This is a genomic window from Nostocoides japonicum T1-X7, from assembly GCF_001046855.1.
GTDB lineage: Bacteria > Actinomycetota > Actinomycetes > Actinomycetales > Dermatophilaceae > Nostocoides > Nostocoides japonicum.
In genome coordinates this window covers 1,558,631-1,585,245 of sequence record NZ_HF570958.1, presented here as the reverse complement: position 1 = coordinate 1,585,245, position 26,615 = coordinate 1,558,631, and the positions used below count along the sequence as shown (strand labels likewise).

Below are 26,615 nucleotides of genomic sequence, written 5' to 3'. Positions count from 1 at the left end.
GCCCGGGCGTCAGGTCGCGAGGACGTCCGGCCAGGGGATGTCGAGCTCGGCGAGCAGGAGGCGTAGGAGCGGCAGCGACAGTCCCATGACGTTGCTCGGATCGCCCTCGATGCCCTCGATGTACGGCGCGGCGCGGCCCTCGAGCGTGAAGGCGCCGGCGACCCCGAGGGGCTCCCCGGAGGCGACGTACGCGGCGATCTCCTCGTCGGTCACCTCGGCGAACCGGATGGGTGTCGAGGCCGTCGCGCCGAGGGTCCCGCCCGTTCCGCCCGCATCCGGTTCGCGGTCGTCGACGACCCAATGGCCGGTATGCAGGATGCCCGTCCGTCCGCGCATCGCCCGCCAGCGTTCGGTCGCCCGCTCGGCCGTGCCCGGCTTCCCGAGAGCCTGGCCGTCGAGCTCGAGCACCGAGTCGCAGCCGAGCACGATCGCGTCGGCGGTGGCCTCGGACAGCCCGGCGAGCTGAGCGGTGACGTCCTCCGCCTTCGCCCGGGCGAGGGTGAGGGCCACGTCGGCGGGTTCCAGGGGTCCGTATGCCGCGACGGCCCGCTCGAGGATCGCGTCCTCGTCGACGTCGCTCACATGGACGGTCGGCTCGACGCCCGCCCGGTGGAGCAGCTCGCGACGTGACGGCGAGGCGGAGGCGAGGACGAGGCGGACGGTCACGCCGGCGACCCTATTCGACTGGTCGATCCTGGCGGTCATCGGCCAATCGGCGCCTCAACGCCAGTTCGGGACCGAACGATCGTCAACCCGACTGTCGTCAGCCGAGGACGGAGTCGACGTAGCACCAGCGCCAGGCCTCGCCCGGCTCGAGGCTCTGCATGACGGGGTGGCCCGTCTCGGCGTAGTGGGCGTCCGCGTGCTTGCCGCGTGAGGAGTCGCAGCAGCCGACGTGTCCGCACGTGAGGCACAGGCGCAGATGGACCCAGTCCCAGCCGAGGCGGAGACACTCCTCGCACCCCTCGGGAGTCCTCGGAACCGTGCTGTCGGGGGCCGCTGCGAGGTGCTCGCACGAGGCGGCGACCCGGTCGGGGGCCCTGAGGACGGCGTCGCGGAGCCGGGCCTGACGGGTCACGCCCCACTGGAGGGCCGCTTCCTCGGCGTCGAGCTGGTTCATGACGGACTGGAGGACCTCGTGGTCGACGGACCCGGCGTCGCGGATCCGCAACACCTTGGCCCGCTCGGCGTCGAGCATGGCGAGCCGCATCCGGCGGTACGTCTCGCTCGGCGTCTCGGAGGCGCCGTCGTCGCCGCGCAGCGTCCCGAGCCGCTCCCACACCCGGTTGACCCGCATGTCGGCCTGCCGTCGGATGATCTCCAGGGCGTGCTGCTCGGAGTCGGGATCCTTCTCGAGGGCCCGGAGGCCGGCGCTCGTCGCCGCCTGGACGACGGTCGCCTCCTGGAGCGCGTCCTCCCGGGGATCGGGGCCTCTCACGTCGAGCGCCCGGGCGAGCATCGGCAGCGTGAACGTCCCGAGGACGAGGGTCCCCACCGTGACGACGAGCGCGACGAGGACGAGGACCGAGCGGTCGTCGGCATACGTCGGGATCGTGAGCGCGGCCGCCAGGGTGACGACTCCCCGCATACCGGCCCACGACACGACGGCGATGTGTCGTGGAGGTGTCCGCCGGTGCGCGATCCGGTCGGCGAGGAAGCGGAACGGGAAGCACCACAGCGGCCGGAGCACGAGACAGGCGAGGAGGACGAGCAGCGAGACGAGGAGGGCATACGGGAGGGACACCGAGCTGTCCTCGACGTCCATGACGATGTGCGAGATCTGCAGGCCGATGAGGAGGAAGACGGCGTTCTCGAGGAGGAAGGTGATGCTCGCCCAGTTGATCCGCTCGGACATCCGGGAGGCGGCGCTCTGCAGGATCGGGGACTTGTGCGCGAGGAAGAGCCCGGCCGTGACGACGGCGAGGACCCCCGACGCACCGACGTACTCGGCGGGTAGGTAGGCGAGGAACGGCACGACGAAGGACAGCGCGGTGTCCGCGACCGTCTCGGTGAGCTGTCGTCGGACCCACCCGACGAGGAGGAAGACGACGACGCCGATCCCCACGCCGCCGACGACGGCCCAGAGAAAGGCGAGCGTCACCGAGTTGGCCGTCACGTGCCGGACGACGTGCTCACCGTGGTGGCCCGTCGCGAGTCCCGCGACGGCGAGTGCGGTCCGCAGCGAGACGAGTGCCGTCGCGTCGTTGAGGAGCGACTCGCCCTCGAGGATCGTCGTGATCCGCCGTGGCAGGCCGATGCGCCGGGCGACCGCGGTCGCGGCCACGGCGTCCGGTGGTGCGACGACAGCGCCGAGGGCGAAGGCGAGCGCGAACGGTATGCCGAGGAGCACGTGGACCAGCGCGCCGACCCCTGCGGCGGTGAAGAGCACGAGGCCGACGGACAGGCCGATGATCGTGACCCGGTTCTCCTCGATGTCGATGAGCGAGGTCTGGATCGCGGCGGCGTAGAGCAGCGGCGGGAGCAGCCCGAAGAGGACGACCTCGGGCGACAGGTCGAGGTCGGGGACGAAGGGCAGCAGCGAGCCGACGACCCCGACGGCCAGCATCGCGAGCGGCACGGGGAACCCTCGGCCACTCGCGAGACGGGAGACGACGATGACGGTCCCGGCGATGACGACGAGGGTGAAGGCGAACTGCACCGGCCCATTGTCGCCGCGCCTCGGCTCCTGCGCCGATTTCGAGCCCCCCGAGTTCGTGGCCCGAGTTCGTGGCCCGAGTTCATGCCCGCGCGTGCGTGCCCCCGAGTTCGTGCCCGAGTGCATGCCCGCGCGATCGTGCCCGCGCGATCGTGCCCGCGAGTCCCGGGCGTCGAGATGTCGGCTCATCCGCTCATGCCGAGCACCGCCTCTCGGAGGGTGTCGAGGCCGGTGCTCCCGAGGTCGAGCGCCCGCCGGTGGAACGCCTTGACGTCGAACGCGTCGCCCTCGCGCGCCGCGACCTCCGCGCGCAGCTGCCGCCAGATCCGCTCGCCGATCTTGTACGAGGGAGCCTGACCGGGCCAGCCGAGGTACCGGTTCAGCTCGAACCGCAGGAACGCCTCGTCCATGTTCGAGTGCGCCGTGAGGAAGGTCCACGCCTTGTCGTAGTCCCAGGCTCCGCCGCCGACCTCGGCCGGTGCCTCGAGCCCGCAGTGGATGCCGATGTCGAGGACGACCCGGGCCGCGCGCAGCGACTGGCCGTCGAGGAGTCCCATCCGGTCACCGGGGTCGTCCATGTACCCGAGCTCGGCCATGAGCCGCTCGGCATAGAGCGCCCATCCCTCGCCGTGGCCGGAGCACCACACCATCATCCGGCGGTACTTGTTGAGCAGCTCGCGGCGGAAGACGGTCTGGGCGACCTGGAGGTGATGTCCCGGCACCCCCTCGTGGTAGACGGTCGTCAGCTCGCGCCACGTCCCGAACTCCGTGACGCCCTTGGGCACCGACCACCACATGCGCCCCGGCCGGGAGAAGTCGTCGCTCGGCCCCGTGTAGTAGATGCCGCCCGTCTGCGTCGGGGCGATGAGGCATTCGATGGTGCGGACCGGCTCAGGGATGTCGAAGTGCGTCCCTGACAGCGCCGCGATCGCCCCGTCGGCCTTGCCCTGCATCCACGCCTTGAGCTCGTCGGTGCCGTGGAGCTGGTATGCGGGGTCGACGTCGAGCGCCGCGATGGCCTCGCGGACCGTGGCGCCGGGCCGGATGCGCCCCGCGACCTCCTCCATCTCGGCCGTGATGCGGGCCAGCTCCTCCTGGCCCCAGGCATACGTCTCGTCGAGGTCGACCGTCGTGCCGAGGAAGGAGCGCGACATGAGCAGGTAGCGCTCGCGGCCCGCGGCGTCGGACTCGGGCGCCTTGTCGAGGAGGTCACGCGCGAGCCGCTCGCCTGCCGCGGCATACGCGTCCGCCGCCTCCCGGACCCCTGACTCGAGCTCATCGCGTACGGCTTGCGACAGATCGGCGTCCCCGGCCGTCGCCCCGGCGACGAGGCGCGCGAAGTACCCGTCGTCGGCGGTCAGCTCGGCACACTGGGTGATGCACTCCTCGACCTGTCGCCGCGGCGCGACGAGGCCACGGGCGGCGCCGTGGGCGAGGACGTCGAGGTACTGGTCGAGGGCTCGCGGCACCTGCGTCATCCGGCGAGCGATGGTCGCCCAGTCGTCGTCGGTCGCGGTCGGCATGAGGTCGAACGTGTCGCGGATGCCCTGGAGGGGCGAGGCGAGGACGTTGAGGTCCATCTCGTCGTAGCCCGCGGCATACGTCTCCTCCGCGAGGCCGAGGCGCTCGCGCAGGACGCTCATCGTCACGCGGTCGACGTCGTCGACGGGCTTCAGTCCGTCGAGGGCCGCGAGGGTCCGGCGGCGCAGCTGCGACTGCTCCTCGAGCGCCTCGAGCGAGAGGTCGTCGAGCTCGTCGTCGCGGCCGGGCACGCCGAGATAGGTGGCCGTCATCGGGCTCGCCTCGACGACCGCGTCGAAGTACTCGTCGGCGAGGCGGTCGACGGCGGTCACCGGTCGGATCGGGGCGGGGCTGGTGGGGTTGTCGGTCACCTGTCGAACCTATCCCGGCGCTCCGACAGGCCCCACCACCTTCTCCACCGGACTGGCGCGCCATCGGACCGAGGCCGGCTCCGGCCCGGCCGGGCGCGCGGCGCGCTCGTGGGTGACCTGACCCAGGCTGCAGGGTGGGTCAGGTCACCCACGAGTGCCTGGGGGACGCACCCACGGTCGCCCGGCCGAGGCTCACGTCGTGAGACGGATGGAAGGTTCGGCGGGGCGGGTGGGTTGCGGCATACGTGACTCATCTCGACTTCGGACCCCTCGTCCTCGGCGGCAACCCCTTCGGCTGGACCGCGGACCGTGCCGCGACGTTCGCCGTGCTCGACGCATTCGTCGATGCCGGCGGGAGGTCCATCGACACGGCCGACTCCTACATGCACCGGGTGCCGGGCAACAAGGGCGGGGAGTCCGAGACGCTCATCGGCGAGTGGCTGACGGCCCGACCCGGCGTTCGCGACCGGGTCGTCATCGCGACGAAGGTCTTCTCCCTCCCGACCCGGCCTGGGCTGTCCCCGGACAACGTCCGTGCCGCCGTCGAGGACTCGCTGCGCCGCCTCCGGACCGACCACATCGACCTCTACTACGCCCACCGCGACGATCCCGGGGTGCCGCAGGAGGAGGTCGTCGCGGTCTTCGACGAGCTCGTGCGCGCCGGCAAGGTTCGCGAGGTCGGCGCGTCGAACTTCACCGCCGAGCGGCTGCGCTCCGCCGTCGACATCGCCCGCGACGCGGGACTCACCCCCGTCACCGTCGCCCAGGACCACTTCAACCTCGTCGAGCGGGACTTCGCGACGTCGCTCGCGCCCACGCTGGCCGACCTCGGGATCGTCGAGCTGCCCTACTACGCGCTCGCCTCGGGTTTCCTCACGGGCAAGTACCGTCCCGGCCGGACCGTCGACTCCCAGCGGGCGTCCCGTGGCGAGGCGCTGCTCGGGGATCCGCGGAACGTAACCCTCCTGGAGACTCTCGACGAGATCGCCGCCGCGCACGGGGTGAGCGTCGCCGCCGTCGCGCTCGCCTGGCTCCGACAGCAGCCCACCGTCGCTGGGCCGATCGCGAGTGCCCGCACTCCGGAGCAGGTGCCCGACCTCGTGGAGTCCTTCGCGCTCGAGCTGACCGAGGACGAGCTGGCTCGCCTCGCCTGATGCGGCGGCCGGTCGCGGCCCTGGGCGCCTCGCCTCGGAAGAGGAACAGCCCGCGGACCTGGCCGACCCTCGGTGAGGAGGTGGTGCCGCGCGACGGGGACGACCGCCGCGGTCCGCGGGCTGCGGTGAGCTGGTGTGGATTGCGCTCTCGCGCATCGAGCGCGCTAGCGCCCAGTCACCTCACGCGTCCAATGGGAAATCACTTCTTGGACCACCTCCTTTCCGTGTGCCTCGACGCTATGTCGACGGCCGCCTGGGGGCAAGCCGTTTCTGGCGACCTGCCCCGTCGGTGCATCGGGCGCGACCCTGCCGACGTCAGGTGTTACCTCGACTCGTGGCGGTGGCGCGGGGGTGGAGGTATCTGGTGACTGGGCGAAGGTCCCGAGATACTTCGACTCGCGAGGTCGGGGTGTGGTCGAGGTATGCGGTGACGTTGCCAAGGTCACCGCGACAGTGAGGGCGACCAGGGCAGGAAGTGGACGAGCAGGTCGGCCCGGGCGATCCTGTGCGGCAGGGGAGGGGTTCTCCTCAACGGTCGGCCTGTGCAAGCAGTCGTGTGCGGAGGGCAACAGGTGGGAGTGGAGGCTCCCTCTCGACCGCAATAGGCGGTTCTCGGGTTACCTCGACTCGTCGGGGGAGGCCTGGGAGTGGAGGTATGTGGTGACCACGCCGGCGTCTTGAGATACCTCGATTTGTGGGGGAGGCCTGGGGGTGGAGGTATCTGGTGACCATGCCGGCGTCTTGAGATACTTCGACTCGTGGGGGTAGCGCGGGGGTCGAGGTATGCGGGGGCGTTGCCAAGGTCACCAGCTACCTCGACCACCGGGAGGCCTGGGAGTGGAGGCATCTGGTGACCCGCGCCGGCGTCTTGAGGTACTTCGACTCGTGGGGGTAGCGCGGGGGTCGAGGTATGCGGGGGCGTTGCCAAGGTCACCAGCTACCTCGACCACCGGGAGGCCTGGGAGTGGAGGTATGTGGTGACCATGCCGGCGTCTTGAGATACCTCGATTCGTGGGGAGGCCTGGGGGTGGAGGTATCTGGTGACCATGTCGGCGTCTTGAGGTACCTCGACTCGTCGGGGCCTGGGGGCGGAGGTATCTGGTGACTGTGCGGAGGGCGGGGAATACCTCGACCGCGAGGGGACAGGGTCAGGACGGCAGCGCGGAGGACCGCCAGGCGGTCGGGCCGGGCCGACGGGGAGCGCCGGCGCCACGTTCTCGAGAGGCCCAGCTCGTATGCCGCGCCGGAGCGTGACTGGTGTCGGCCGCCGAACCCGAGGAGGCCGCGAGGACGGCCAGAAGTGCGGCGACCTCCTCGTCGGTCGCCGATCCGTCGATGACGACGAGGGGCGGCCTCTCCTGGGTCATCACATGACCCTCTTCCTCGGGTGCGAGCTCGTCGGGTGGGTCCCGGATGGGCCGTGAGTGTGTGTCCGGCTCGTCGGGTGGGTCCCGGATGGGCCGTGAGTGTGTGTCCGGGTCAGGGGGTGGGTCCCGGATGGGCCGTGAGTGTGTGTCCGGGTCAGAGGGTGGGCCCCCGATGAGCCGCGAGCTTGCGAGCGGGTCATAGGGGAATGTTCCCGTGCTTCTTGGGCGGGAGGGTCTCCCGCTTGTTGCGCAGCGCCCGGAACGCCTTCGTCACGTTCATCCGCGTGTTGGACGGGGAGATGACAGTGTCGATGTACCCGCGCTCGGCGGCGATGTAGGGATTGGCGAGGGTCTCCTCGTAGTCGTCGATGAGCTGCTTGCGGACTGCGTCGACGTCCTCTCCGGCGTCGACGGCCTGCTGGATCCGCTTGCGGTAGAGGATGTTTACCGCTCCCTGGGCGCCCATGACGGCGATCTGCGCGGTGGGCCAGGCGAGGTTGATGTCCGCGCCGAGGTGCTTGGACCCCATGACGTCGTAGGCCCCGCCGTACGCCTTGCGGGTGATGACGGTGACCTTCGGGACGGTGGCCTCGGCATACGCGAAGATGAGCTTGGCACCGCGGCGGATGATGCCGTTCCACTCCTGCGACGTGCCGGGCAGGAAGCCCGGGACGTCGACGAAGGTGAGGACGGGGACGTTGAACGCGTCGCACGTCCGGACGAAGCGGGCGGCCTTCTCCGAGGCGTCGATGTCGAGGGTGCCGGCGAGCTGGAGCGGCTGGTTCGCGACGACGCCGATCGAGCGACCCTCGATGCGGGCGAAGCCGACGACCATGTTCGGCGCGAAGAGCGCCTGCACCTCGAGGAACTCGCCGTCGTCGACGACGTGCCCGATGACGGTCCGCATGTCGTAGGGGACGTTCGGGGAGTCGGGGATGAAGGTGTCGAGGAACAGATCGTCCTCGGTCGGCGCGAGGTCGTTCTCCACCTCGTATGCCGGGGGGTCCTCGAGGTTGTTGCTCGGCAGGTACGACAGGAGCGCCTTGACGTACTCGATGGCGTCCTCCTCGTCGTCCCCTTGGTAGTGGGCGTTGCCGGAGCGCGTGTTGTGGGTGTGCGCCCCGCCGAGCTCCTCCATCCCGACGTCCTCGCCGGTCACCGTCTTGATGACGTCGGGACCGGTGATGAACATGTGCGAGGTCTGGTCGACCATGACGGTGAAGTCGGTGATCGCGGGGGAGTAGACGGCGCCGCCCGCGCAGGGGCCCATGATGAGGGAGATCTGGGGGATGACGCCCGAGGCGTGGACGTTGCGCTGGAAGATCTCGCCGTAGAGGCCGAGGGACACGACGCCCTCCTGGATGCGGGCCCCGCCGGAGTCGTTGAGTCCGATGACGGGGCAGCCGATCTTCATCGCGAAGTCCATGACCTTGACGATCTTCTCCCCGAAGACCTCCCCGAGCGAGCCTCCGAACACCGTGAAGTCCTGCGCGAAGACGGCGACGGTGCGTCCGTCGACGGTGCCGTAGCCGGTGACGACGCCGTCGCCGTACGGCCGGTTCCTCTCCTGGCCGAACTGGTTGCTCCGGTGCCGGGCGTACTTGTCCATTTCGACGAACGACCCCTCGTCGAGGAGCAGGGCGAGGCGCTCGCGGGCGGTCTTCTTGCCCCGCGCGTGCTGCTTCTCGACCGCGCGCTCGGACCCGGCGTGCGCCACCTCCGCGACGCGGCGCTTGAGGTCCGCGAGCTTGCCGGCCGTCGTATGCAGGTCGGGTGCCTTGGCCTCTGCGGTCCGTGCGTTCTCCGCCATCCATCGCTCCTTCGCTCTGCGGTGCCCTCGCCTCCACGTCGGCCCTCCTGCGGGCCTGGGCCGCGCCCCACACGCCTGTGTCGGTGCCGCCCGGCCGAGCCTAGTCAAGCCCTCCGACATCGCCCCCGCCCTCGTCGCGGGCATCACACGCGAGATCCGGAAGCCGGACCGCGACCCCGCCGCCCTCCTGTCGACCGGTTCTCCGGTGCCCCCGGCATCCGGAGTCCCGGGGCCGGGCGACAGGGTCACGAGGTCATCTGGCTAGCCTGCCGGGCTATGGGCCACCTGCCGCATCTCGATGCGACGCACCTCCTCACCCGGCTTCGCGAGAGCCCCACGCCGTATGCGGCGGTGGAGGTCCACGCCTCCGTCGCCTCGACGAACGCGCTGGCGTCGGAGCGGCCGAGGTGGACGGTCGTCGTCGCGGACGAGCAGACGGCGGGCCGGGGGAGGCTGGGGCGGGCGTGGTCGACGCCGCCCGGCCGGGCGCTCGCGGTGTCGGTGCTCGTCCCGCCGACCGAGGCGCCGGCGTGGCTGCCGCTCGCGACGGGCCTCGCGGTGCGGGAGGCCGTCGCCGAGGTGGCGAGCCTGGACACCGTCCTCAAGTGGCCCAACGACGTCCTCGTCCCGGCCGACGGCGAACGGAAGGTCTGCGGGATCCTCTGCGAGCTCGTTGCCGGGGGCAGGGACGACGGAGGCGGAGGCACCAGCAGCGCCGGCAGTGGTGGCTTCCCCGACACCCACCCCATCGCCGGCGGCCCCGACATCAACGGTGGGGTCGTCGTCGGCGTCGGCCTCAACGTGAGCCAGACGCGGGAGGAGCTGCCCGTCGAGACGGCCACCTCACTCGCCCTGGCCGGCGCGAGCGGGGTCGACCGGGAGAGCCTGCTCGTCGCATACCTCGTCCGGCTGGCCCGGTGGCACGCGACCCTCCGGGGGGGGCCGGAGCGCCTGCGGGAGGCGTATGCGACGGCCTGCGCGACGCTCGGAGCGGACGTCGTCGTACACCTTCCGGGAGGGGAGAGGATGACCGGCCGCGCGACAGGCATTGACGCACACGGCAGACTGGTCCTCGCGACGTCCGCCGGGACCCGGTCGGTCGCCGCGGGAGACGTCGTCCACGTGCGACGCGGACGCTGACGTCCGCCGCGGGCGGAGCAGGAACGAGGTGAGCGTGGTCACGAGCCCGGACATCGGACCGTGGGACCGCGCGCATCCCGACGCCGACGATCCTGACATCCGCCTCGGGCAGGAGTTGCTCGGGCGCCTCCTCGGCGGCCCGGCCACGCTGCGCGCCAAGGAGGTGTCCGACGGGGCGGAGGTGGGCCCGGAGCCGGCCGAGCGGTTCTGGCACGCCCTCGGCTTCCCGCTCGCCGAGGACGACGAGGCGATGTTCACCGAGGCCGACGTCGAGGCGCTCCGGCGGGCCACCCGCCTCGGCGAGGGAGCCGGACTCGACGAGACGACGGCCCTGTCGATGACCCGGGCCTTCGCCCGGACGATGGACCGGCTCAGCGTGTGGCAGACCCAGCTCATGGCCGAGAGCCTCATGTCGCCGGAGCAGGAGGCCGAGATCGGGGAGAAGGACGCCCGGAGCGTCTCCGACCGAGGGGTCGCGGCGGCCGCCTCGACGCGCCTCGTCGAGCTCGCCGACGAGCTCGAGCCGCTCCTCGTCTACGCCTGGAGACGGCACCTCGCCGCCGCCATCACGAGGATGCTCGCCGACTCCGACCCGGAGGACGACAGCGCGGCGGGGAACCCGACCCGCGTCGTCGGCTTCGCCGACCTCGTCAACTTCACCGCCCTCGTGCGGCGGATGACGGAGCGGCAGCTCGCCGTGCTCGTCCAGCGGTTCGAGGCGCTCGCCTCCGACATCATCACGGCTCACGGCGGCCGGGTCATCAAGACGGTCGGCGACGAGGTCCTCTTCGTCCACCAGGAGGTCGCGCCGGCCGCCGCCATCGCCCTCGACCTCGTCGACGCGATGACCGAGGACCCGCTGCTGCCCGACGTCCGGGTGGCCATGGCATACGGCCCGGTCCTCTCCCGGCTCGGGGACGTCTTCGGGACGACGGTCAACCGGGCGAGCCGGCTCACCGCGGTCACCCCGCCGGGCCGGGTCTTCGTCGACGACGCCCTGGCCCGGCCGATCGGGTCGGTCAGCGGGTTCGAGCTGCGGTGGCAACGCCGCCGGCATCTGCGGGGGATCGGTGCGGTGACGCCGAGGGAGCTGTTGCGCACGACGGGCACCCGCCCACGGGAGGAGCAGGGATGAGGGGAATGCCGGTCCGCAGGGGGCCGACCGACGACGAGCGGGGCATGGTGCCCCCTCCGGAGAGGGCGTATGCCGGGCGCGCGCCGCGGAGATCCCGGCTCACCGTCCGAATGGTGCCGCGGGGCCTCGCCGCCGACGACCTACCATCGACCCCATGACCCGCGTGCTGCTCGCCGAGGACGACCCGGCGATCTCCGAGCCCCTGGCCCGGGCGCTGCGCCGGGAGGGCTACGAGGTGCAGGTGTGCGCGGACGGGGTCAGCGCGCTCGCCGCCGCGGAGGAGGACCCGGATCTCCTCGTCCTCGACCTCGGCCTGCCGCGGCTCGACGGTCTCGAGGTATGCCGCCGGCTGCGGGCCAAGGGTCACACCCTGCCCGTCCTCATCCTCACCGCGCGCGCGGACGAGGTCGACACCGTCGTCGGGCTCGACGCCGGGGCCGACGACTACGTCACCAAGCCGTTCCGGCTCGCCGAGCTGCTCGCCCGGACACGTGCGCTGTTGCGCCGCAAGTCGACGGAGGCGGCGAGCCCGCCCGGGGTGCGCATCGACGAGGAGGGCCGCCGGGCCTGGTTCGGCGACACCGAGCTGCAGCTGACGGCCAAGGAGTACGAGGTGCTCCGGGTCCTCGTCCGGGAGTCGGGCAAGGTCGTCAGCCGCGAGCAGCTCATGAAGGAGATCTGGGACACCTCGTGGCTCGGGTCGACCAAGACCCTCGACATGCACATCTCGGTGCTCCGCCGCAAGCTCGGCGACGACGCGGCACAGCCCCGCTACATCACGACCGTGCGCGGGCACGGGTTCCGGTTCGACACCGAGCAGACCTGAGCCGCGATGCGTCGTCTGCTCCTCCGCTCGACCGTCCTGGCCGTCCTCGTCGCGCTGCTCGTCGTCCTCGTCCCCATCCTCGGCGTCGTCGCCTACTTCCTCGCCCAGCCCATGCCCCAGCGGCTGGACCTGGTCCGCGGGCTCACGTGGGGGTGGCAGCCGATCCTGCTCTTCGGCATACCGTTCCTCCTCTCGCTCGGCGCGCTCGCCGTCGGGGCGCTCATCGCGAGCATGCAGGCCCGCCGGATCTCCGAACCCATCGCCCAGCTCGCGGACCGGGCCGAGCGGCTCGGCGCGGGGGAGTCGCGGTTCCAGCCGCTCGACTCGGGCATCGCCGAGGTGGACCGGGTCAGCGACGTCCTCTCCCAGAGCGCTCAGGCCCTCACCTCCTCGCTGTCCAACGAGCGCCAGTTCGCCTCTGACGCCTCGCACCAGCTGCGCACCCCCCTCACCGCCCTCCTCATGCGCCTGGAGGAGATCGGGACGACCGACGACCTCGACATCGTCCGCGACGAGGCGGGGATCGCGATGGACCAGGTCGAGCGGCTCACGAAGGTCGTCGACGACCTCCTCGCCCGGAGCCGCCGCGTCGAGGCGCCGACGCCGTCGGTGTCCCTCGACTCCGTCATCGCCTCGCTCCAGCGGGAGTGGCAGGTCGCCTTCGAGAAGGCCAGGCGCAGCGTCCGGGTGAGCGGGGAGCGGGGCCTGTTCGTCATGTCGACGCCCGTCGCGCTGTCCCAGATCCTCTCGACGCTCCTGGAGAACTCCCTCGCCCACGGCCGCGGAACGGTCGAGCTCGCGGCCCGGCGGTCGGGCCCGTCCGTCGTCGTCGAGGTGAGCGACCAGGGCGACGGCATCCCGGCGAGCCTGGCCCCCCACGTCTTCGAGCGGTCCGTCTCGTCGCGGGGCAGCGGGCTCGGGCTCGCCCTGGCCCGCGACCTCGCCGAGACCAACGGTGGGCGGCTCGAGCTCGTCTCGGCCCAGCCGGCCGTCTTCGCGCTCTTCCTCAGCGAGGCCCCGGCCTGACCGGACAGCTCGGGCGGACGGACAGCGACAGCGAGGACGGGCAGCGACAGCGCGGACGGGCAGCGACAGCGCGGACGGGCAGCGACAGCGCGGACGGAGAAGTTGCGTCCTGACGGAGCAGTTGCTCCGTCAGGACGCAACTTCTCCGTCCGGATGGCGGGGGAGGGGCTCGGAGTCGGTCCGCTGCGGCTCGACACCGTCAGGATCGCAGGGGAGGGGCTCGGAGTCGGCCCGCTGCTCGGTCGCGATCGGCTCGCGGGCGAAGACGACCTGGCGGTAGGCCCAGAAGCGGAACAGCGTCCCGAGCCCGATGCCGACGATCGTCGCGATGTTGTCGGCGAGGGTTCCGGTGAAGCCGAAGGCGTAGTGGCTGATGGCCAGCGTCGCCGTCGAAATGACGAGCGCGATGCCGTTGACGACGAAGAACAGCGAGACCTCGTGCGCCACCGGGCGGTTGCGCCGGTGCCGGAACGTCCAGGCCCGGTTCCCCACCCAGGCGACGAGGGTGGCGGCGACCCCGGAGATGATCTTGGCCGTCGTCACCTTGTCGGGCATCACGGTGTGCCACAACAGGTTCGCGCCGCCCAGGTCGACGACGAAGGCGACCGCCCCGACGATGCCGAACTTGATCATCTCGCGGTAGAGGACGTTGACCGCGTCGCGGGCGCGGGTCAGCAGGGCGGGCACCCGGGGAGGATAACCGGCTCTCCTGGGGGCCCAGATCGGAGGCGCCGGTATGCGGGGTGGAGCCTGGCACTCACCCGACGCCGCTCGACCCCGGCGGGTGGGGGCGACACACGCTTTGTCGGGTCACCCGATAAAGCGAGCACCTGGCGTGGGCACGTGTTGCGGGGTGGCCCTGGAGGCTGGGCTTCACCCGACGTCGCTTGTCGGGTGAAGGCACACCTTGTGGGGTCACCCCGGAAGACGGGGTCGCACTCGGCGCTGCTTGGCACGGTGCCCGGCCCCGCGGGCGAGGCGACACACGCTTTATCGGGTCACCCGATAAAGCGAGCACCTGGCGTGGGCACGTTTTGTCGGGTGACCCTGGAAGACTGGGCTTCACCCGACGTCGCTTGTCGGGTGAAGGCACATCTTGTGGGGTCACCCCGGAAGACGGGGTCGCACTCGACGCTGCTTGGCACGGTGCCCGGCCCCGCGGGCGAGGCGACACACGTTTTGTCGGGTCACCCGATAAAGCGAGCACCTGGCATGGGCACGTGTTGCGGGGTGGCCCCGGAAGACTGGGCTTCACCCGACGTCGCTTGTCGGGTGAAGGCACACGTTGTGGGGTCACCCCGGAAGACGGGGTCTCATCCGACGTCACTCGAAAGCTGGGCTTCACCCGACGTCGCTCGGCGACGCCACCCGGCACGGGGAGCCTGACGGTCACCGATGCCTCGAGCTCGTCGTCGATCCGATCCGCGGAACCCGTTGACGCCCTGCCGATGAATGCCTACAGTTCTGCCAAGCGAAATCCAAATTCCACGATCCGATATTCCGGATGAGATCTCGCCCGCCGAGCACGGCCTTCGCGAGAGGCCCGGACAAAGGAGTCTCCGGCATGACAACAACCACCGCCGACCGCCCGGTCGCCCGACCCAAGCACCCCGTCGACGAGGTGCTGCCCGTCCCGAAGCTGGCCATCTACGGCTTCCAGCACGTCCTCGCCTTCTACGCCGGCGCGGTCGTCGTCCCGCTCCTCCTCGCCGGCGCCATCGGGCTGACGAACGAGCAGCTCATCCACCTCATCAACGCCGACCTGTTCACCTGCGGGATCGCCTCGATCATCCAGTCGATCGGCTTCTGGAAGGTCGGCGTGCGGCTGCCGCTGCTCCAGGGCGTGACCTTCACCGCCGTGTCCCCGATGATCGCCATCGGGCTGGCCCACGGCGGCGGCACGGACGGCCTCGTCGTCATCTACGGCGCGGTCATCGTCGCCGGCCTCGTCACCTTCCTCATCGCCCCGTACTTCAGCCGGCTCATCCGCTTCTTCCCGCCCGTCGTCACCGGCTCGGTCATCACGATCATCGGCATCGCGCTGCTGCCGGTCGCGGCCACCGACGCCGTCGGCGGGGCCGGGTCGCTCCACCCCGAGAGCGGCCGGAACCTCGCATATGCCATGGGCACCCTCTTCCTCATCGTCGTCATCCAGCGGGTCTTCAAGGGCTTCATGGCGACCATCGCCGTCCTCGTCGGCCTCGTCGTCGGGACCCTCGTCGCGTGGATCCTCGGTGACGCCCAGTTCGCCGACGTCGGCGGCTCGCACTGGCTCGGGGTGACGACGCCCTTCTTCTTCGGCTGGCCGAAGTTCTCGCTCGCCGCGATCGTCTCGATGGTCGTCGTCATGCTCATCACGGGCGTCGAGACGACGGGTGACGTCTTCGCGACGGGAGAGATCGTCCAGAAGCGGGTGACCCGCGACGACATCGCGCGGGCGCTGCGGGCCGACGGCCTCGCGACCGTCATCGGCGGGGTGTTCAACTCCTTCCCCTACACGTGTTTCGCCGAGAACGTCGGGCTCGTGCGGCTCACCCGCGTCCTGTCGCGCTACGTCGTCGCAGCCGCCGGGGTGTTCATGATCGTCCTCGGTCTCATCCCCAAGGCGGGAGCCGTCGTCGCCGGGATCCCACACCCGGTCCTCGGGGGCGCCGCGCTCGCGATGTTCGCGACGGTCGCCGTCGTCGGCATCCAGACGCTCTCGCGCGTCGACTTCCACGACCACCGCAACGTCGTCATCGTCGCGACCTCCCTCGGCGTCGCGGTGTACGTCACCGTGCAGCCCGACGTCGCCAAGGCGGTGCCGGACTGGGCCCAGATCATCCTCGGCTCCGGCATCACCATCGGCTCGCTGACCGCGATCATCCTCAACCTCGTCTTCCACCACGTCGGCAAGGACTTCGGCCCGGCCGTCGCGGGCTCGCCGGGCGCCGGCCTCGTCCGCCTCGACCAGGTCAACGAGATGGACCGCGACACCTTCGTCGCGACCTTCGCCGGACTGTTCCAGGGGCCGCACTGGGCCGTCGAGCGGGCCTACGACCGGCGCCCGTTCGCCGACACGCAGGACCTCAGGCAGGCGTTCCAGGAGGCGCTGTTCTCGGCGAGCGACGAGGAGGAGGACGTCCTCATCGCGGCATACCCGAACCTCGGAGCCGACAGTGTCGCCCTCGGCGACGAGGGTCCCGGCTCGCGCCTCGACCAGTCCTCGGTCGGCCTGACCCACCTCGGTGCGCTCGAGCACGAGGAGCTGACCGCCGTCACCCGGGCCTACCGTGAGCGCTTCGGCTTCCCGCTCATCGTCTGCGCCCGCGACCACGAGTCCGCCGAGTCGGTCATCGCCCAGGGCCGGGTCCGGCTGGGGAACTCGCCGCGCCAGGAGCACGCCGCCGCTCTCGTCGAGATCTCCAAGATCGCCGGGCACCGGTTCGACGACCTGGTGGCCGAGGCGAACCCGATCCACTCGGCCCGGACCCGCCAGATCTCGACCGAGGCCTGAGCATGGCGCATCCGACCGCCTTCGCCGTCGAGGGCTGCGCCGTCGTCACGATGGACCCGCACCGTGTCGAGCATGCGGTGGGCCACGTCGTCGTCGAGGGCGGTCGGATCGCCGCCGTCGGGAGCGGACCGGCGCCGCGACCGACCGACGCCCGCATCGTCGACGGACGCGGCTGTGTCCTCACCCCCGGGCTCGTCAACGCCCATCACCACCTGTACCAATGGGTGACCCGAGGTCTCGCCGTCGACGCGACGCTCTTCGAGTGGCTCACGACGCTCTATCCGGTGTGGGCGGGGCTCGACGAGGACATCGGCCACGCGGCGGCCGCGGCGGGGCTCGGCCGGCTCGCGCTGTCCGGGTGCACGACGTCGATGGACCACCACTACGTCTTCCCCTCCGACGGCGGCGACCTCCTCGCCGCCGCCGAGATCCGGGCGGCGGGGGAGGTGGGTATGCGGTTCCTCCCGACGCGCGGGTCCATGGACCTCGGCCGGCGGGACGGCGGACTGCCGCCGGACGCGGTCGTCGAGACCGTCGACGCGATCCTCGCGGCGACCGCCGACGCCATCGACCGGTACCACGACCCCTCGCCCGAGGCGACGGTGCGGATCGGCGTCGCGCCCTGCTCGCCCTTCTCGGTCACCGCCGACCTGCTGCGCGAGAGCGCGGCCCTCGCCCGCGACCGCGGCGTGCGGCTGCACACCCACCTCGCCGAGACGCGGGACGAGGAGGAGTTCTGCCGGGAGCGCTTCGGATCGACCCCCGTGGACTACGTCGGGTCGCTCGGCTGGCTCGGCGACGACGTGTGGCTGGCCCATGGCGTCCACCTCTCCGACGACGCGATCGGCCGCCTCTCGGCATCGGGCACCGGTGTCGCGCACTGCCCGTCGTCGAACGCGCGACTCGGGGCAGGCATCGCCCGGACGAGGGACCTGCTGGCGGCCCACGTCCCCGTCGGGCTCGGCGTCGACGGCGCCGCATCCAACGAGGCGTCCGCCCTCCTGGAGGAGGCGCGGCACGCGCTGCTGCTCGCGCGCGCCGTCGGCGGACCGCAGGCCCTCGGCGTCCGCGACGCCCTCGAGCTGGCGACGATCGGGGGCGCACGCGTCCTCGGCTGGGACGACCGGATCGGTTCGATCGAGGTCGGCAAGGCCGCCGACCTCGCGCTCTGGCGGGTCGACGGCCTGGCCCACGCCGACCTCGCCGACCCCGTCGCCGGGCTCGTCATCGGCTCACCCCCACCGCTCGAGCTGCTCCTCGTCGGCGGGAGGCCGGTCGTCGAGCGCGACCGCCTCAGCGCGGTGGACGAGGACGACCTGACGCGCGGGGCGGTCGCCGCGAGCACGACCCTGCTGCGGCGGGCCGGGCTCGTCGCCTGAGGTCGGTCGACCCCATGACCCACGATCGACAGAGTCCACGATACGGAATTCGTTTTCCAAAACCATTGATCTCCGCCCCGAGGTGCCGTAGCATCGGACGGACCCGAGGGCGTGGACCCACGGACGAGCGCCGGCTGTTCCGCACGGATAACCAGCCGGCCTCCGCAACGCAGCGACCCAACCGTGCCCTCGACGCGACGACGCGTCGCGGGGAGCATGATGGCCGAAGAGGCGTTGGGAGCGCACGATGACGACGCAGCTGACGACGGTGAACGGACAGCAGTGTCCCCTCGGGGGGACCGACCCGAGCACGACGGCACTCGACTGGCTCCGGATGCGCGGTCTGACCGGCGCCAAGGAGGGCTGCGCGGAGGGCGAGTGCGGCGCGTGCTCGGTCCTCGTCGCCCGGCCCGACGAGGGCGGCGGCACCCGGTGGACGGCCATCAACGCGTGCCTCACGCCGATCGCCGCCCTCGACGGCCAGGAGATCGTCACGGCCGAGGGTCTCGGGACGCCGGACGCCATGCACCCGGTCCAACGGGAGATGGCGACCCGCGGCGGCTCCCAGTGCGGCTACTGCACTCCGGGTTTCGTCTGCAGCATGGCGGCCGAGTACTACCGCGCCGACCGCTGCGCCCCGGCCGCGACCAACGGCACCCCGGTCGAGGTCGACGACGAGCACGGCCCCAACGGCTTCGACCTCCACGCGCTGTCGGGCAACCTGTGCCGCTGCACGGGCTACCGGCCGATCCGTGACGCGGCCTTCGCGCTCGGCACGCCTCCCGCGGACGACGTCCTCGCCGCCCGCCGGAGCGGCCCGCCTCCCGCGGCGCCGGCGACCCGGCTCGTCGGTCCCACGGGGACGTATGCGCGGCCGGCCGACCTGCCCGAGGCCCTCGCTTTCCTCGCCGAGCATCCCGACGCCCGCCTCGTCGCGGGGTCGACCGACTGGGGAGTCGAGGTCAACCTTCGCGGAGCGCGGGCGGCATACGCCGTCGGCATCGACCGGCTCCCGGAGCTGCGAACCTTCGAGGTGGCCGACGACCGGATCGAGATCGGCGCGGCGCTCAGCCTCTCGGAGGTGGAGCGACTTCTCCATGGTCGTATCCCCTTGCTGGACGAGCTCTTCCCGCAGTTCGCCTCCCGGCTCATCCGCAACGCGGCGACGATCGGCGGCAACCTCGGCACCGGCTCGCCGATCGGCGACACCCCTCCCGTCCTCCTCGCGCTCGAGGCGTCCGTCGTCCTCGCCTCGGTCGGGGGAGAGCGTGAGGTGCCGCTCGTGGACTACTTCACCGGATACCGGCAGAGCGTCCGGCGCGCCGGCGAGCTCATCCGCGCCGTGCGGATCCCGTTGCCGCTCAGCGGGACCACGGCGTTCCACAAGATCGCCAAGCGTCGCTTCGACGACATCTCGAGTGTGGCCGCGGCGTTCGCCCTCGACGTCCGCGACGGCATCGTCGCCACGGCGCGGATCGGGCTCGGCGGGGTCGCGGCGACGCCGATCCGGGCGTATGCCACCGAGGCCGCGCTGGAGGGCCGGCCCTGGACGGCCGAGACCGCGCGCGCCGCGGGGGAGGTCATGCGTGGGGAGGGCACGCCGATGGACGACCACCGGGCGAGCGCCGCATACCGGAGCGCGACACTCGGCACCGCCCTGCTCCGGCTGCACGCCGAGACCGCGACCCCGCAGGAGGTGGGAGCATGAGCAGCCTGTCCGAACGACCCGCGAATGCCGTTGTGGGGCAGGAGATCCCGCACGAGTCCGCTTCACTCCACGTGACCGGGCTTGCCCTCTACACCGACGACCTCACCTGTCGGACGCACGGTGTCCTCCACGCCCATCCCGTCCAGGCCCCGCATGCGCATGCGCGGGTGACGCGGCTCGACCCGACCCCGGCGCTCGAGGTTCCCGGCGTCGTCCGCGTCCTCACCGCCGCCGATGTTCCGGGCGTCAACGACGCCGGGATCAAGCACGACGAGCCGCTCTTCCCGTCCGAGGTCATGTTCTTCGGCCACTCCGTCTGCTGGGTGCTCGGCGAGACCCTCGAGGCGGCCCGGCTCGGGGCCGCCGCCGTCGAGGTCGACTACGAGCCGCTCCCCGCACTCGTCACGGTGAGCGAGGCCATCGTCGCCGGCAGCTTCCAGGGGGGCCAGCCGACGATGGTCCGGGGAGACGTAGAGGCCGGGATCGCCCGGGCCGCACACGTCTTCAGCGGGACGTTCGAGTTCGCCGGCCAGGAGCACTTCTACCTCGAGACGCACTGCTCGCTCGCCCACGTCGACGAGGCCGGCCAGATCTTCGTCCAGTGCAGCACCCAGCACCCGTCGGAGACCCAGGACATCGTCGCCCACGTCCTCGGCCTGCCGAGCCACGCGGTCACCGTCCAGTGCCTCCGGATGGGCGGAGGGTTCGGGGGCAAGGAGATGCAGCCGCACGGGTATGCCGCGATCGCGGCTCTCGGGGCCACCCTCACCGGCCGCCCGGTCCGTCTGCGCCTCAACCGGACCCAGGACATCACGATGTCGGGGAAGCGGCACGGGTTCCACGCCCAGTGGCGGGTCGGGTTCTCCGACGACGGCCGCCTCGAGGCGCTCGACGCGACGCTGACCTCCGACGGCGGCTGGAGCCTCGACCTGTCCGAGCCGGTGCTGGCCCGGGCGCTGTGCCACATCGACAACGCCTACTGGATCCCCGACATCAGGGTCAACGGCCGGATCGCCCGGACGAACAAGACGTCCCAGACGGCCTTCCGGGGCTTCGGCGGACCCCAGGGGATGCTCGTCATCGAGGACATCCTCGGCCGCTGTGCGCCGTTCCTCGGCCTCGACCCGATCGATCTGCGCCGCCGGAACTTCTACGTGGCAGGTCAGGCCACCCCCTACGGCCAGCCGGTCCGGCACCCGGAGCGACTGGTCGCCACGTGGGACGAGGTCATCGAGCGCGGGGACGTCACGAACCGCCGACGCGAGATCGCGGCGTTCAACGCGGCCCACCCGCATACCAAGCGGGCCCTCGCCGTCACCCCGGTGAAGTTCGGGATCTCCTTCAACCTCACCGCCTTCAACCAGGCGGGTGCCCTCGTCCACGTGTACAAGGACGGCTCGGTCCTCGTCAACCACGGTGGCACGGAGATGGGGCAGGGGCTCCACACGAAGATGCTCCAGGTCGCGGCGACGACGCTCGGCGTCCCGCTGTCGACCGTCCGGCTGGCGCCGACCCGCACCGACAAGGTGCCCAACACCTCGGCGACGGCCGCGAGCTCGGGCGCCGACCTCAACGGCGGCGCCGTGAAGAACGCCTGCGAGCAGATCCGCGAGCGGCTCGCCGTCGTCGCGGCGGGACAGCTCGGCGTTCCGCCGGCCGACGTGCGCTTCGGGGACGGCGTGGTGCGCGGGCTCGGCCGGTCCGAGACGGTGGCGTGGGCCGACCTGGTGAACCAGGCCTACTTCCAACGGGTCCAGCTCTTCGCCGCGGGCTACTACCGGACGGAGGGCCTGCACTGGGACTCGACGAGCTTCCACGGCGAGCCGTTCAAGTACTTCGCCTACGGCGCCGCGGCCACCGAGGTCGAGGTCGACGGCTTCACCGGTGCCTACCGGACGCGGCGGGTCGACATCGTCCACGACGTCGGCGACAGCCTCTCGCCCCTCGTCGACCTCGGCCAGATCGAGGGCGGCTACGTCCAGGGCGCGGGATGGCTCACCCTCGAGGACCTGCGGTGGGACGAGTCCGACGGGCCGTCGCGTGGCCGGCTCGCCACCCAGGCCGCGAGCACCTACAAGCTGCCGAGCCTGTCGGAGATGCCGCGGGAGTTCACCGTCAGCCTCCTCGAGCGGGCCCACGAGGAGGGCGCCGTCTACGGCTCCAAGGCGGTCGGGGAGCCTCCGCTCATGCTCGCCTTCTCGGTCCGCGAGGCGCTGCGCCAGGCAGCCGCGGCGTTCGGCCCCCCGGGGACGAGCGTCGACCTCGCCTCGCCGGCGACGCCCGAGGCGGTGTTCTGGGCGGTCGAGGAGGCGCGCGGCCACGGCGAGCCCCCGCACATGACACCCGCCGTCGAGGGCGCCCCGGGCATCGAGCCGGACCAGCTCGCGGCGGACGCCCACCGGCTCCACCCGCGGTCCGAGCAGGCCGCCGCCGGCGTGCGGTCCGGTCGCTGACGGCCCGGTGGCTGACATGGACTGGCTGGCCGCGATCGAGAGGCTGCGCACCGAGCGGCGCCCCGGGGTGCTCGTCACCCTCGTCGACGTCCGTGGGCACTCGCCCCGGGCGGCCGGCGCGAAGATGGTCGTCGCGGCCGACGCGACGTGGGCGAGCGTCGGTGGCGGGAACCTCGAGGCGACCGCCGTCGCCCGCGCCCGCGAGATGCTCGCCGAGGGGCATGGCATCCCCGAGGAGCTGACCCTCCGGCTCAGCGACCGGGCTGCGACGGAGCACGGCCGGCAGTGCTGCGGCGGAGAGGTCACCCTCCTGCTCGAGCCGCTCCCGGTCGTGCCGTCCGTCGCCGTCTTCGGCATCGGGCACGTGGGGATCGAGCTGGCGCGCGTCCTCGCTCGCCACGAGGTCGAGCTCCACCTCGTCGACTCCCGCGCGGACCAGCTCGGCCGCGACCGGCTCGCGGTGCTCGACGACGCCGTCGCGCGGGTCCGGGTCCACCACGCGCCCGTCCCGGAGCTGGTCCTCGGCGAGGTCCCTCGCGGGACGCATGTGCTCATCATGACCCACGACCATGCGGAGGACGCCGCCCTGTGCGACGCCGCCCTGCGCTGCCGGCACCTCGGCTCGGTCGGGCTCATCGGGTCCTCCGCCAAGTGGGCACGGTTCCGGAAGCTCCTTGCCGCAGAAGGGCATACCGAGTCCGAGCTCGCGCGGATCCGCACGCCCATCGGGCTGCCGGACCTCGTCGGCAAGGAGCCGGCCACCATCGCCGTGAGCGTCGCGGCCGACCTGCTGCGCGTCTTCGAGGCCGAGCGGGCGTCCGCGCGGGTGCCGACATGATCATCCGGGCGACCGTCCTCGACACGCCCGACGACCCCTTCGCCGGCGGCGTCCTGCGGGCCGAGGACGACTGCGGGATCCTCGTCGAGCAGGCCGGCGTCATCGGCGAGCGGGGACCCTTCGCGAGCGTGCGCGCCGACCATCCCGAGGAGGAGGTCGTCGACCTGCGCGACGGGGTTCTCCTTCCCGGACTCGTCGACACGCACGTCCATTTCCCCCAGGTCCGGGTCATCGGCGGGCTCGGTATGCCGCTGCTCGACTGGCTCGACGAGTGCGCGCTCCCCGAGGAGGTCCGGCTCCGCGACGTCGACTACGCGCGAGAGGTCGCCCGGGACTTCATGACCGGTCTCGTCGACGCCGGGACGACGACCGCCCTCGTGTTCGGGTCGCACTTCGCCGGCGCCGTCGACGCGATGTTCGAGGCGGCGGACCGGTGGGGCCTGCGGATCACGGCAGGGCTCGTCACCTCCGACCGGATCCTCCCCGACCCGCTCCTCACGACGCCCGAGCGCGCCTACGAGGAGACCGCCGGGCTCGCTGCCCGCTGGCACGGGAAGGGCCGGCTCCGGTATGCCGTGACGCCCCGGTTCTCCCTCTCGGCGAGCGAGGGCATCCTCGAGGCGTGCGCGGCGTCCCTCGCCGCGCTCGACGGCGCCTGGTTCACCTCACACGTCAACGAGAACCTCCGCGAGATCGCCGAGGTGGGCGCGCTCTTCGACGGGGCGTCCTACGTCGACAGCTACGACCGCTTCGGTCTGCTCACGGTGCGGAGCCTGCTCGCCCACAACGTCCACCCCACCGACGCCGAGCTCGCGACCCTCGCGGCCCGGGGCTCCGCCGTGGCCCACTGCCCGACGAGCAACGCCGCGCTCGGGTCGGGCCTCTTCCCGCTGCGGCGGCACGTCGAGTCCGGCGTGCACGTCGCCCTCGGCTCCGATGTCGGTGCGGGGACGGGGTTCTCGATGCTCAAGGAGGGGCTGCAGGCCTACTTCCTCCAACGCCTCCTCGGCGAGCAGGGGATGCCGCTCACCTCGACCCATCTGCTGTGGCTCGCCACGGGTGCGGGCGCGCGGGCGCTCGGGCTGGCCGAGGAGATCGGGGACCTGTCGGTCGGCAAGCAGCTCGATGCCGTGTGGGTGACGCCGGAGGCCGGCGACCCTCTCGCCGTCGGGCTCGCGAACGCCCGCTGCGCCGAGGACGCCCTGTCCAAGGTCTTCGCGCTCGGCACGACGTCGGACGTCGGGGGCGTCTGGGTCGGTGGCGAGCCGATCACGGCCCGCGGTGGCCCGTCGCGCACCGGCAGGGAGCCCGTCGGCATACGACGGTCCTGACCGCGCTCGTTAGACTCCCGGCGTGACCGAACCGCGCAGAGCCCCGGGCGGGTTCCCCGTCGTCGGAATCGTCGGAGGAGGCCAGCTGGCCCGCATGTGTGCCGGCCCGGCGGCCGAGCTCGCCATCGCGCTGAGCAACCTCGCCGAGTCGCCCGACGCGGCGGCCGCCCAGGTCATCCCGTCGGCCCCCGTCGGCGACCACCGTGACGTCGACGCCGTCCTCACCTTCGCGAAGGCGTGCGACGTCGTGACCTTCGACCACGAGCACGTGCCGGCGCCGGTCCTCTCGGCGCTCGCCGCGGCCGGCATACCGATGCATCCGACGCCGGAGGCGCTCGTCTTCGCCCAGGACAAGGTCGCCATGCGGGAGCGCCTCACCGCGCTCGGCGTGCCGTGCCCGCGATGGACCGTCGCCGCGACCGCCGACGAGGTCGCCGCCTTCGCCGATGAGGTCGGCTGGCCCGTCGTCGCCAAGACGCCCCGGGGAGGCTACGACGGCAAGGGGGTGCTCGTCGCGGACTCCGTCGACGACGTGGCGGAGTGGCTCGCCGTCGCCACGGAGCAGGCCGGGGGCGACGGGCCGCTGTCGCGCGGGATCCTCCTGGAGGAGAAGGTCGACTTCCTCCGGGAGGTCGCCGTCCTCCTCGCGCGCAGCCCGTCGGGGCAGACCGCGGTGTACCCCGTCGTCGAGACGGTCCAGACCGACGGCATCTGCACCGAGGTCCTCGCGCCGGCTCCGGACCTCGACCCCGACCTCGCCGCCCGCGCCAGTGCCGCGGCCCTGACGATCGCCGGCGAGCTGGGGGTGACCGGCATCCTCGCCGTCGAGATGTTCCAGACCCGCGACGGGGAGGGGTTCGTCGTCAACGAGCTCGCGATGCGCCCCCACAACAGCGGGCACTGGAGCATGGACGGCGCCGTGACCGGCCAGTTCGAGCAGCATCTGCGGGCCGTGCTCGACCTGCCCCTCGGCTCCCCTCGCCCACGTGCGGGGTGGACGGTGATGGCGAACGTCCTCGGCGGCGACTTCCCCGACCTCTACCCGGCATACCGTCACGTCATGGCGCGCGACCCCGAGCTCAAGCTGCACCTCTACGGCAAGGGGGTGCGACCCGGACGCAAGATCGGCCACGTCAACGTCACCGGTGAGGATCTCGACGACCTGCGCGACCGGGCGGGCCATGCCGCCGACTACCTCCGAGGCGTGATCACCGAATGAGCGGCTCCGGTATGCCGGCCGCCGGCTCTCCCATCGACGCGTCGGCTGGCTCTCCTGTCGACGCGTCGGCTGGCTCTCCTGTCGATGCTCCGGCTGGCTCTCAAGTCGATGCTCCGGCTGGCTTTCCTGTCGATGCTCCGGCTGGCTCTCCTGTCGAGGCGCCGGGCGGCTCTGTCGTCGACGCGCTAGCTGGCTCTCCTGTCGATGCTCCGGCCAGCTCTCCTGTCGTCGCGCCGGGCCCCGTCGTCGGCATCGTCATGGGCAGCGACAGCGACTGGCCCGTCATGGAGGCGGCGGCGACAGCCCTCGACGAGCTCGGCATCGCCTACTCCGCGGAGGTCGTCTCCGCCCACCGGATGCCGACGGAGATGATCGCCTGGGGCCGGTCGGCCGCCGACCGCGGGCTGTGCGTCGTCATTGCCGGCGCCGGCGGCGCGGCGCACCTGCCGGGAATGATCGCCTCCGTCACGCCGCTGCCGGTCATCGGCGTCCCGGTGCCGCTGGCCTACCTCGACGGGATGGACTCGCTCCTGTCGATCGTCCAGATGCCCGCCGGCGTGCCGGTCGCGACGGTCTCGATCGGCGGCGCCCGGAACGCCGGCCTCCTCGCCGCGCGGATCATCGGCTCGGGCGCCGGGCCGGAGGCCGAGCGGGTCCGAGCGGCGATGGTCGCCTTCCAGGCCGACCTCAGCGCGCAGGCGCAGGCCAAGGGCCGGGCCTTGCAGGAGCGCCTGGCCAGCGGCGACTGACACCCTGCTCCTGACGGTCCTCCGCCCCCCTGACTCGCTTCGTCCCCCGACTCGCTTTATCGGGTGACCCCAGAAGACTGAGCTTCACCCGACAACGAATGCCGGGTGAAGCTCCGTCTTTCGGGGTCACCCCGGAACCCTTGCGTTCACCCCGGAGCAGCTTTATCGGGTCACCCGATAAAGCTGGCGCGCGGATTATCGGGTCACCCGATAAAGCGACTTCTCCGGGGCGGCTCGCCGAGACCAGGCGAGGCGGCGAGCCCCCGGGGGAGGCTTGATCAGGCGAGGTGGCGAGACTTGCGAGGGTCGATCAGGCGAGGTGGCAAGACTTGCGAGGGTCGATCAGGCGAGGTGGCGAGACTTGCGAGGGTTGATCAGGCGAGGTGGCGAGACCTGCGAGGGTTCATCAGGCGAGGTGGCGGGTCTCCGCGGGGGC

At 71.9% G+C, this 26,615-nt stretch carries 19 protein-coding genes; 13 read left to right on the top strand and 6 right to left on the bottom strand.

Features of this window, described 5'->3' with window-relative positions; genetic code table 11:
* Positions 1 to 9 precede the first annotated feature (9 nt).
* The 3 genes from BN12_RS07125 to BN12_RS07115 form a co-directional block, all read right to left on the bottom strand.
* On the bottom strand, positions 10 to 705 hold the full coding sequence (locus tag BN12_RS07125) for a Maf family protein (protein WP_048551249.1): 696 nt from the start codon (positions 703 to 705) through the stop codon (positions 10 to 12).
* Between the two features lie 58 nt (positions 706 to 763).
* Positions 764 to 2,659, bottom strand: coding sequence for a Na+/H+ antiporter (locus tag BN12_RS07120; protein ID WP_053079972.1), 1,896 nt, complete (start codon positions 2,657 to 2,659; stop codon positions 764 to 766).
* Between the two features lie 182 nt (positions 2,660 to 2,841).
* Complete coding sequence (locus BN12_RS07115) at positions 2,842 to 4,548, bottom strand: DUF885 domain-containing protein (protein WP_048551247.1); 1,707 nt, start codon at positions 4,546 to 4,548, stop codon at positions 2,842 to 2,844.
* 245 nt (positions 4,549 to 4,793) lie between these two features.
* On the opposite strand from BN12_RS07115, the gene BN12_RS07110 reads away from it, so the two are divergent.
* A complete protein-coding gene (locus BN12_RS07110; protein ID WP_048551246.1) occupies positions 4,794 to 5,702 on the top strand; it encodes an aldo/keto reductase in 909 nt (302 codons plus the stop codon).
* 1,148 nt (positions 5,703 to 6,850) lie between these two features.
* Here the strand turns inward: BN12_RS07110 and BN12_RS07105 are convergent.
* Both BN12_RS07105 and BN12_RS07100 read right to left on the bottom strand, forming a co-directional pair.
* The gene (locus BN12_RS07105; RefSeq protein WP_048551244.1) at positions 6,851 to 7,069 is read right to left on the bottom strand and encodes an acyl-CoA carboxylase epsilon subunit; all 219 of its coding nucleotides are present in this window, start codon (positions 7,067 to 7,069) and stop codon (positions 6,851 to 6,853) included.
* Between the two features lie 196 nt (positions 7,070 to 7,265).
* Positions 7,266 to 8,879 (bottom strand): acyl-CoA carboxylase subunit beta, encoded by a 1,614-nt coding sequence (locus BN12_RS07100; RefSeq protein WP_048551242.1) that lies wholly within the window; start codon positions 8,877 to 8,879, stop codon positions 7,266 to 7,268.
* Between the two features lie 276 nt (positions 8,880 to 9,155).
* Here BN12_RS07100 and BN12_RS07095 point away from each other — a divergent pair, with 276 nt between their 5' ends.
* The 4 genes from BN12_RS07095 to BN12_RS07080 all read left to right on the top strand — a co-directional run bounded on the left by BN12_RS07095 (position 9,156) and on the right by BN12_RS07080 (position 13,006).
* Positions 9,156 to 10,019, top strand: coding sequence for a biotin--[acetyl-CoA-carboxylase] ligase (locus tag BN12_RS07095; RefSeq protein ID WP_048551241.1), 864 nt, complete (start codon positions 9,156 to 9,158; stop codon positions 10,017 to 10,019).
* 28 nt (positions 10,020 to 10,047) lie between these two features.
* Positions 10,048 to 11,154 carry an adenylate/guanylate cyclase domain-containing protein gene (locus tag BN12_RS07090; RefSeq protein ID WP_053079971.1) on the top strand — a complete coding sequence of 369 codons (1,107 nt, stop codon included), beginning with the start codon at positions 10,048 to 10,050 and terminating at the stop codon, positions 11,152 to 11,154.
* Positions 11,155 to 11,308: 154 nt separating this feature from the next.
* Positions 11,309 to 11,980, top strand: a complete 672-nt coding sequence (locus BN12_RS07085) for a response regulator transcription factor (protein WP_048551239.1) — start codon at positions 11,309 to 11,311, stop codon at positions 11,978 to 11,980.
* A 6-nt stretch (positions 11,981 to 11,986) separates the two neighbouring features.
* Positions 11,987 to 13,006 (top strand): sensor histidine kinase, encoded by a 1,020-nt coding sequence (locus BN12_RS07080; protein WP_048551237.1) that lies wholly within the window; start codon positions 11,987 to 11,989, stop codon positions 13,004 to 13,006.
* Between the two features lie 129 nt (positions 13,007 to 13,135).
* On the opposite strand, the gene BN12_RS07075 is transcribed toward BN12_RS07080, so the two are convergent.
* Positions 13,136 to 13,693, bottom strand: coding sequence for a GtrA family protein (locus BN12_RS07075; protein WP_235432322.1), 558 nt, complete (start codon positions 13,691 to 13,693; stop codon positions 13,136 to 13,138).
* A gap of 877 nt (positions 13,694 to 14,570) precedes the next feature.
* Here BN12_RS07075 and uraD point away from each other — a divergent pair.
* The 8 genes from uraD to purE all read left to right on the top strand — a co-directional run bounded on the left by uraD (position 14,571) and on the right by purE (position 26,179).
* Complete coding sequence (gene uraD / locus BN12_RS07070) at positions 14,571 to 16,502, top strand: 2-oxo-4-hydroxy-4-carboxy-5-ureidoimidazoline decarboxylase (protein ID WP_048551235.1); 1,932 nt, start codon at positions 14,571 to 14,573, stop codon at positions 16,500 to 16,502.
* Positions 16,503 to 16,504: 2 nt separating this feature from the next.
* Positions 16,505 to 17,881, top strand: coding sequence for an 8-oxoguanine deaminase (locus BN12_RS07065; RefSeq protein WP_048551234.1), 1,377 nt, complete (start codon positions 16,505 to 16,507; stop codon positions 17,879 to 17,881).
* Between the two features lie 247 nt (positions 17,882 to 18,128).
* Complete coding sequence (locus BN12_RS07060) at positions 18,129 to 19,589, top strand: xanthine dehydrogenase small subunit (RefSeq protein ID WP_048551233.1); 1,461 nt, start codon at positions 18,129 to 18,131, stop codon at positions 19,587 to 19,589.
* Positions 19,586 to 22,042 carry a xanthine dehydrogenase molybdopterin binding subunit gene (gene xdhB, locus BN12_RS07055; protein ID WP_048551231.1) on the top strand — a complete coding sequence of 819 codons (2,457 nt, stop codon included), beginning with the start codon at positions 19,586 to 19,588 and terminating at the stop codon, positions 22,040 to 22,042. The genes BN12_RS07060 and xdhB overlap by 4 nt, the downstream gene beginning before the upstream one ends.
* Positions 22,043 to 22,058: 16 nt before the next feature.
* The gene (gene xdhC / locus BN12_RS07050; protein ID WP_157635390.1) at positions 22,059 to 22,880 is read left to right on the top strand and encodes a xanthine dehydrogenase accessory protein XdhC; all 822 of its coding nucleotides are present in this window, start codon (positions 22,059 to 22,061) and stop codon (positions 22,878 to 22,880) included.
* Complete coding sequence (locus BN12_RS07045) at positions 22,877 to 24,211, top strand: guanine deaminase (RefSeq protein WP_048551226.1); 1,335 nt, start codon at positions 22,877 to 22,879, stop codon at positions 24,209 to 24,211. The genes xdhC and BN12_RS07045 overlap by 4 nt, the downstream gene beginning before the upstream one ends.
* 22 nt (positions 24,212 to 24,233) lie before the next feature.
* Positions 24,234 to 25,430, top strand: a complete 1,197-nt coding sequence (locus BN12_RS07040) for a 5-(carboxyamino)imidazole ribonucleotide synthase (RefSeq protein ID WP_048551223.1) — start codon at positions 24,234 to 24,236, stop codon at positions 25,428 to 25,430.
* 257 nt (positions 25,431 to 25,687) lie between these two features.
* Positions 25,688 to 26,179 (top strand): 5-(carboxyamino)imidazole ribonucleotide mutase, encoded by a 492-nt coding sequence (gene purE, locus BN12_RS07035; protein WP_048551219.1) that lies wholly within the window; start codon positions 25,688 to 25,690, stop codon positions 26,177 to 26,179.
* The last annotated feature ends 436 nt before the right edge of the window (positions 26,180 to 26,615 follow it).

Bases quoted from the DNA above. Each gene is read 5' to 3' on its own strand.
- BN12_RS07125 (WP_048551249.1), bottom strand. From the start codon at position 705: ATGACCGCCAGGATCGACCAGTCGAATAGGGTCGCCGGCGTGACCGTC.
- BN12_RS07105 (WP_048551244.1), bottom strand. From the start codon at position 7,069: ATGACCCAGGAGAGGCCGCCCCTCGTCGTCATCGACGGATCGGCGACC.
- BN12_RS07100 (WP_048551242.1), bottom strand. From the start codon at position 8,879: ATGGCGGAGAACGCACGGACCGCAGAGGCCAAGGCACCCGACCTGCAT.
- BN12_RS07095 (WP_048551241.1), top strand. From the start codon at position 9,156: ATGGGCCACCTGCCGCATCTCGATGCGACGCACCTCCTCACCCGGCTT.
- BN12_RS07085 (WP_048551239.1), top strand. From the start codon at position 11,309: ATGACCCGCGTGCTGCTCGCCGAGGACGACCCGGCGATCTCCGAGCCC.
- BN12_RS07080 (WP_048551237.1), top strand. From the start codon at position 11,987: ATGCGTCGTCTGCTCCTCCGCTCGACCGTCCTGGCCGTCCTCGTCGCG.
- uraD (WP_048551235.1), top strand. From the start codon at position 14,571: ATGACAACAACCACCGCCGACCGCCCGGTCGCCCGACCCAAGCACCCC.
- BN12_RS07065 (WP_048551234.1), top strand. From the start codon at position 16,505: ATGGCGCATCCGACCGCCTTCGCCGTCGAGGGCTGCGCCGTCGTCACG.
- BN12_RS07060 (WP_048551233.1), top strand. From the start codon at position 18,129: ATGACGACGCAGCTGACGACGGTGAACGGACAGCAGTGTCCCCTCGGG.
- xdhB (WP_048551231.1), top strand. From the start codon at position 19,586: ATGAGCAGCCTGTCCGAACGACCCGCGAATGCCGTTGTGGGGCAGGAG.
- xdhC (WP_157635390.1), top strand. From the start codon at position 22,059: ATGGACTGGCTGGCCGCGATCGAGAGGCTGCGCACCGAGCGGCGCCCC.
- BN12_RS07045 (WP_048551226.1), top strand. From the start codon at position 22,877: ATGATCATCCGGGCGACCGTCCTCGACACGCCCGACGACCCCTTCGCC.
- purE (WP_048551219.1), top strand. From the start codon at position 25,688: ATGGGCAGCGACAGCGACTGGCCCGTCATGGAGGCGGCGGCGACAGCC.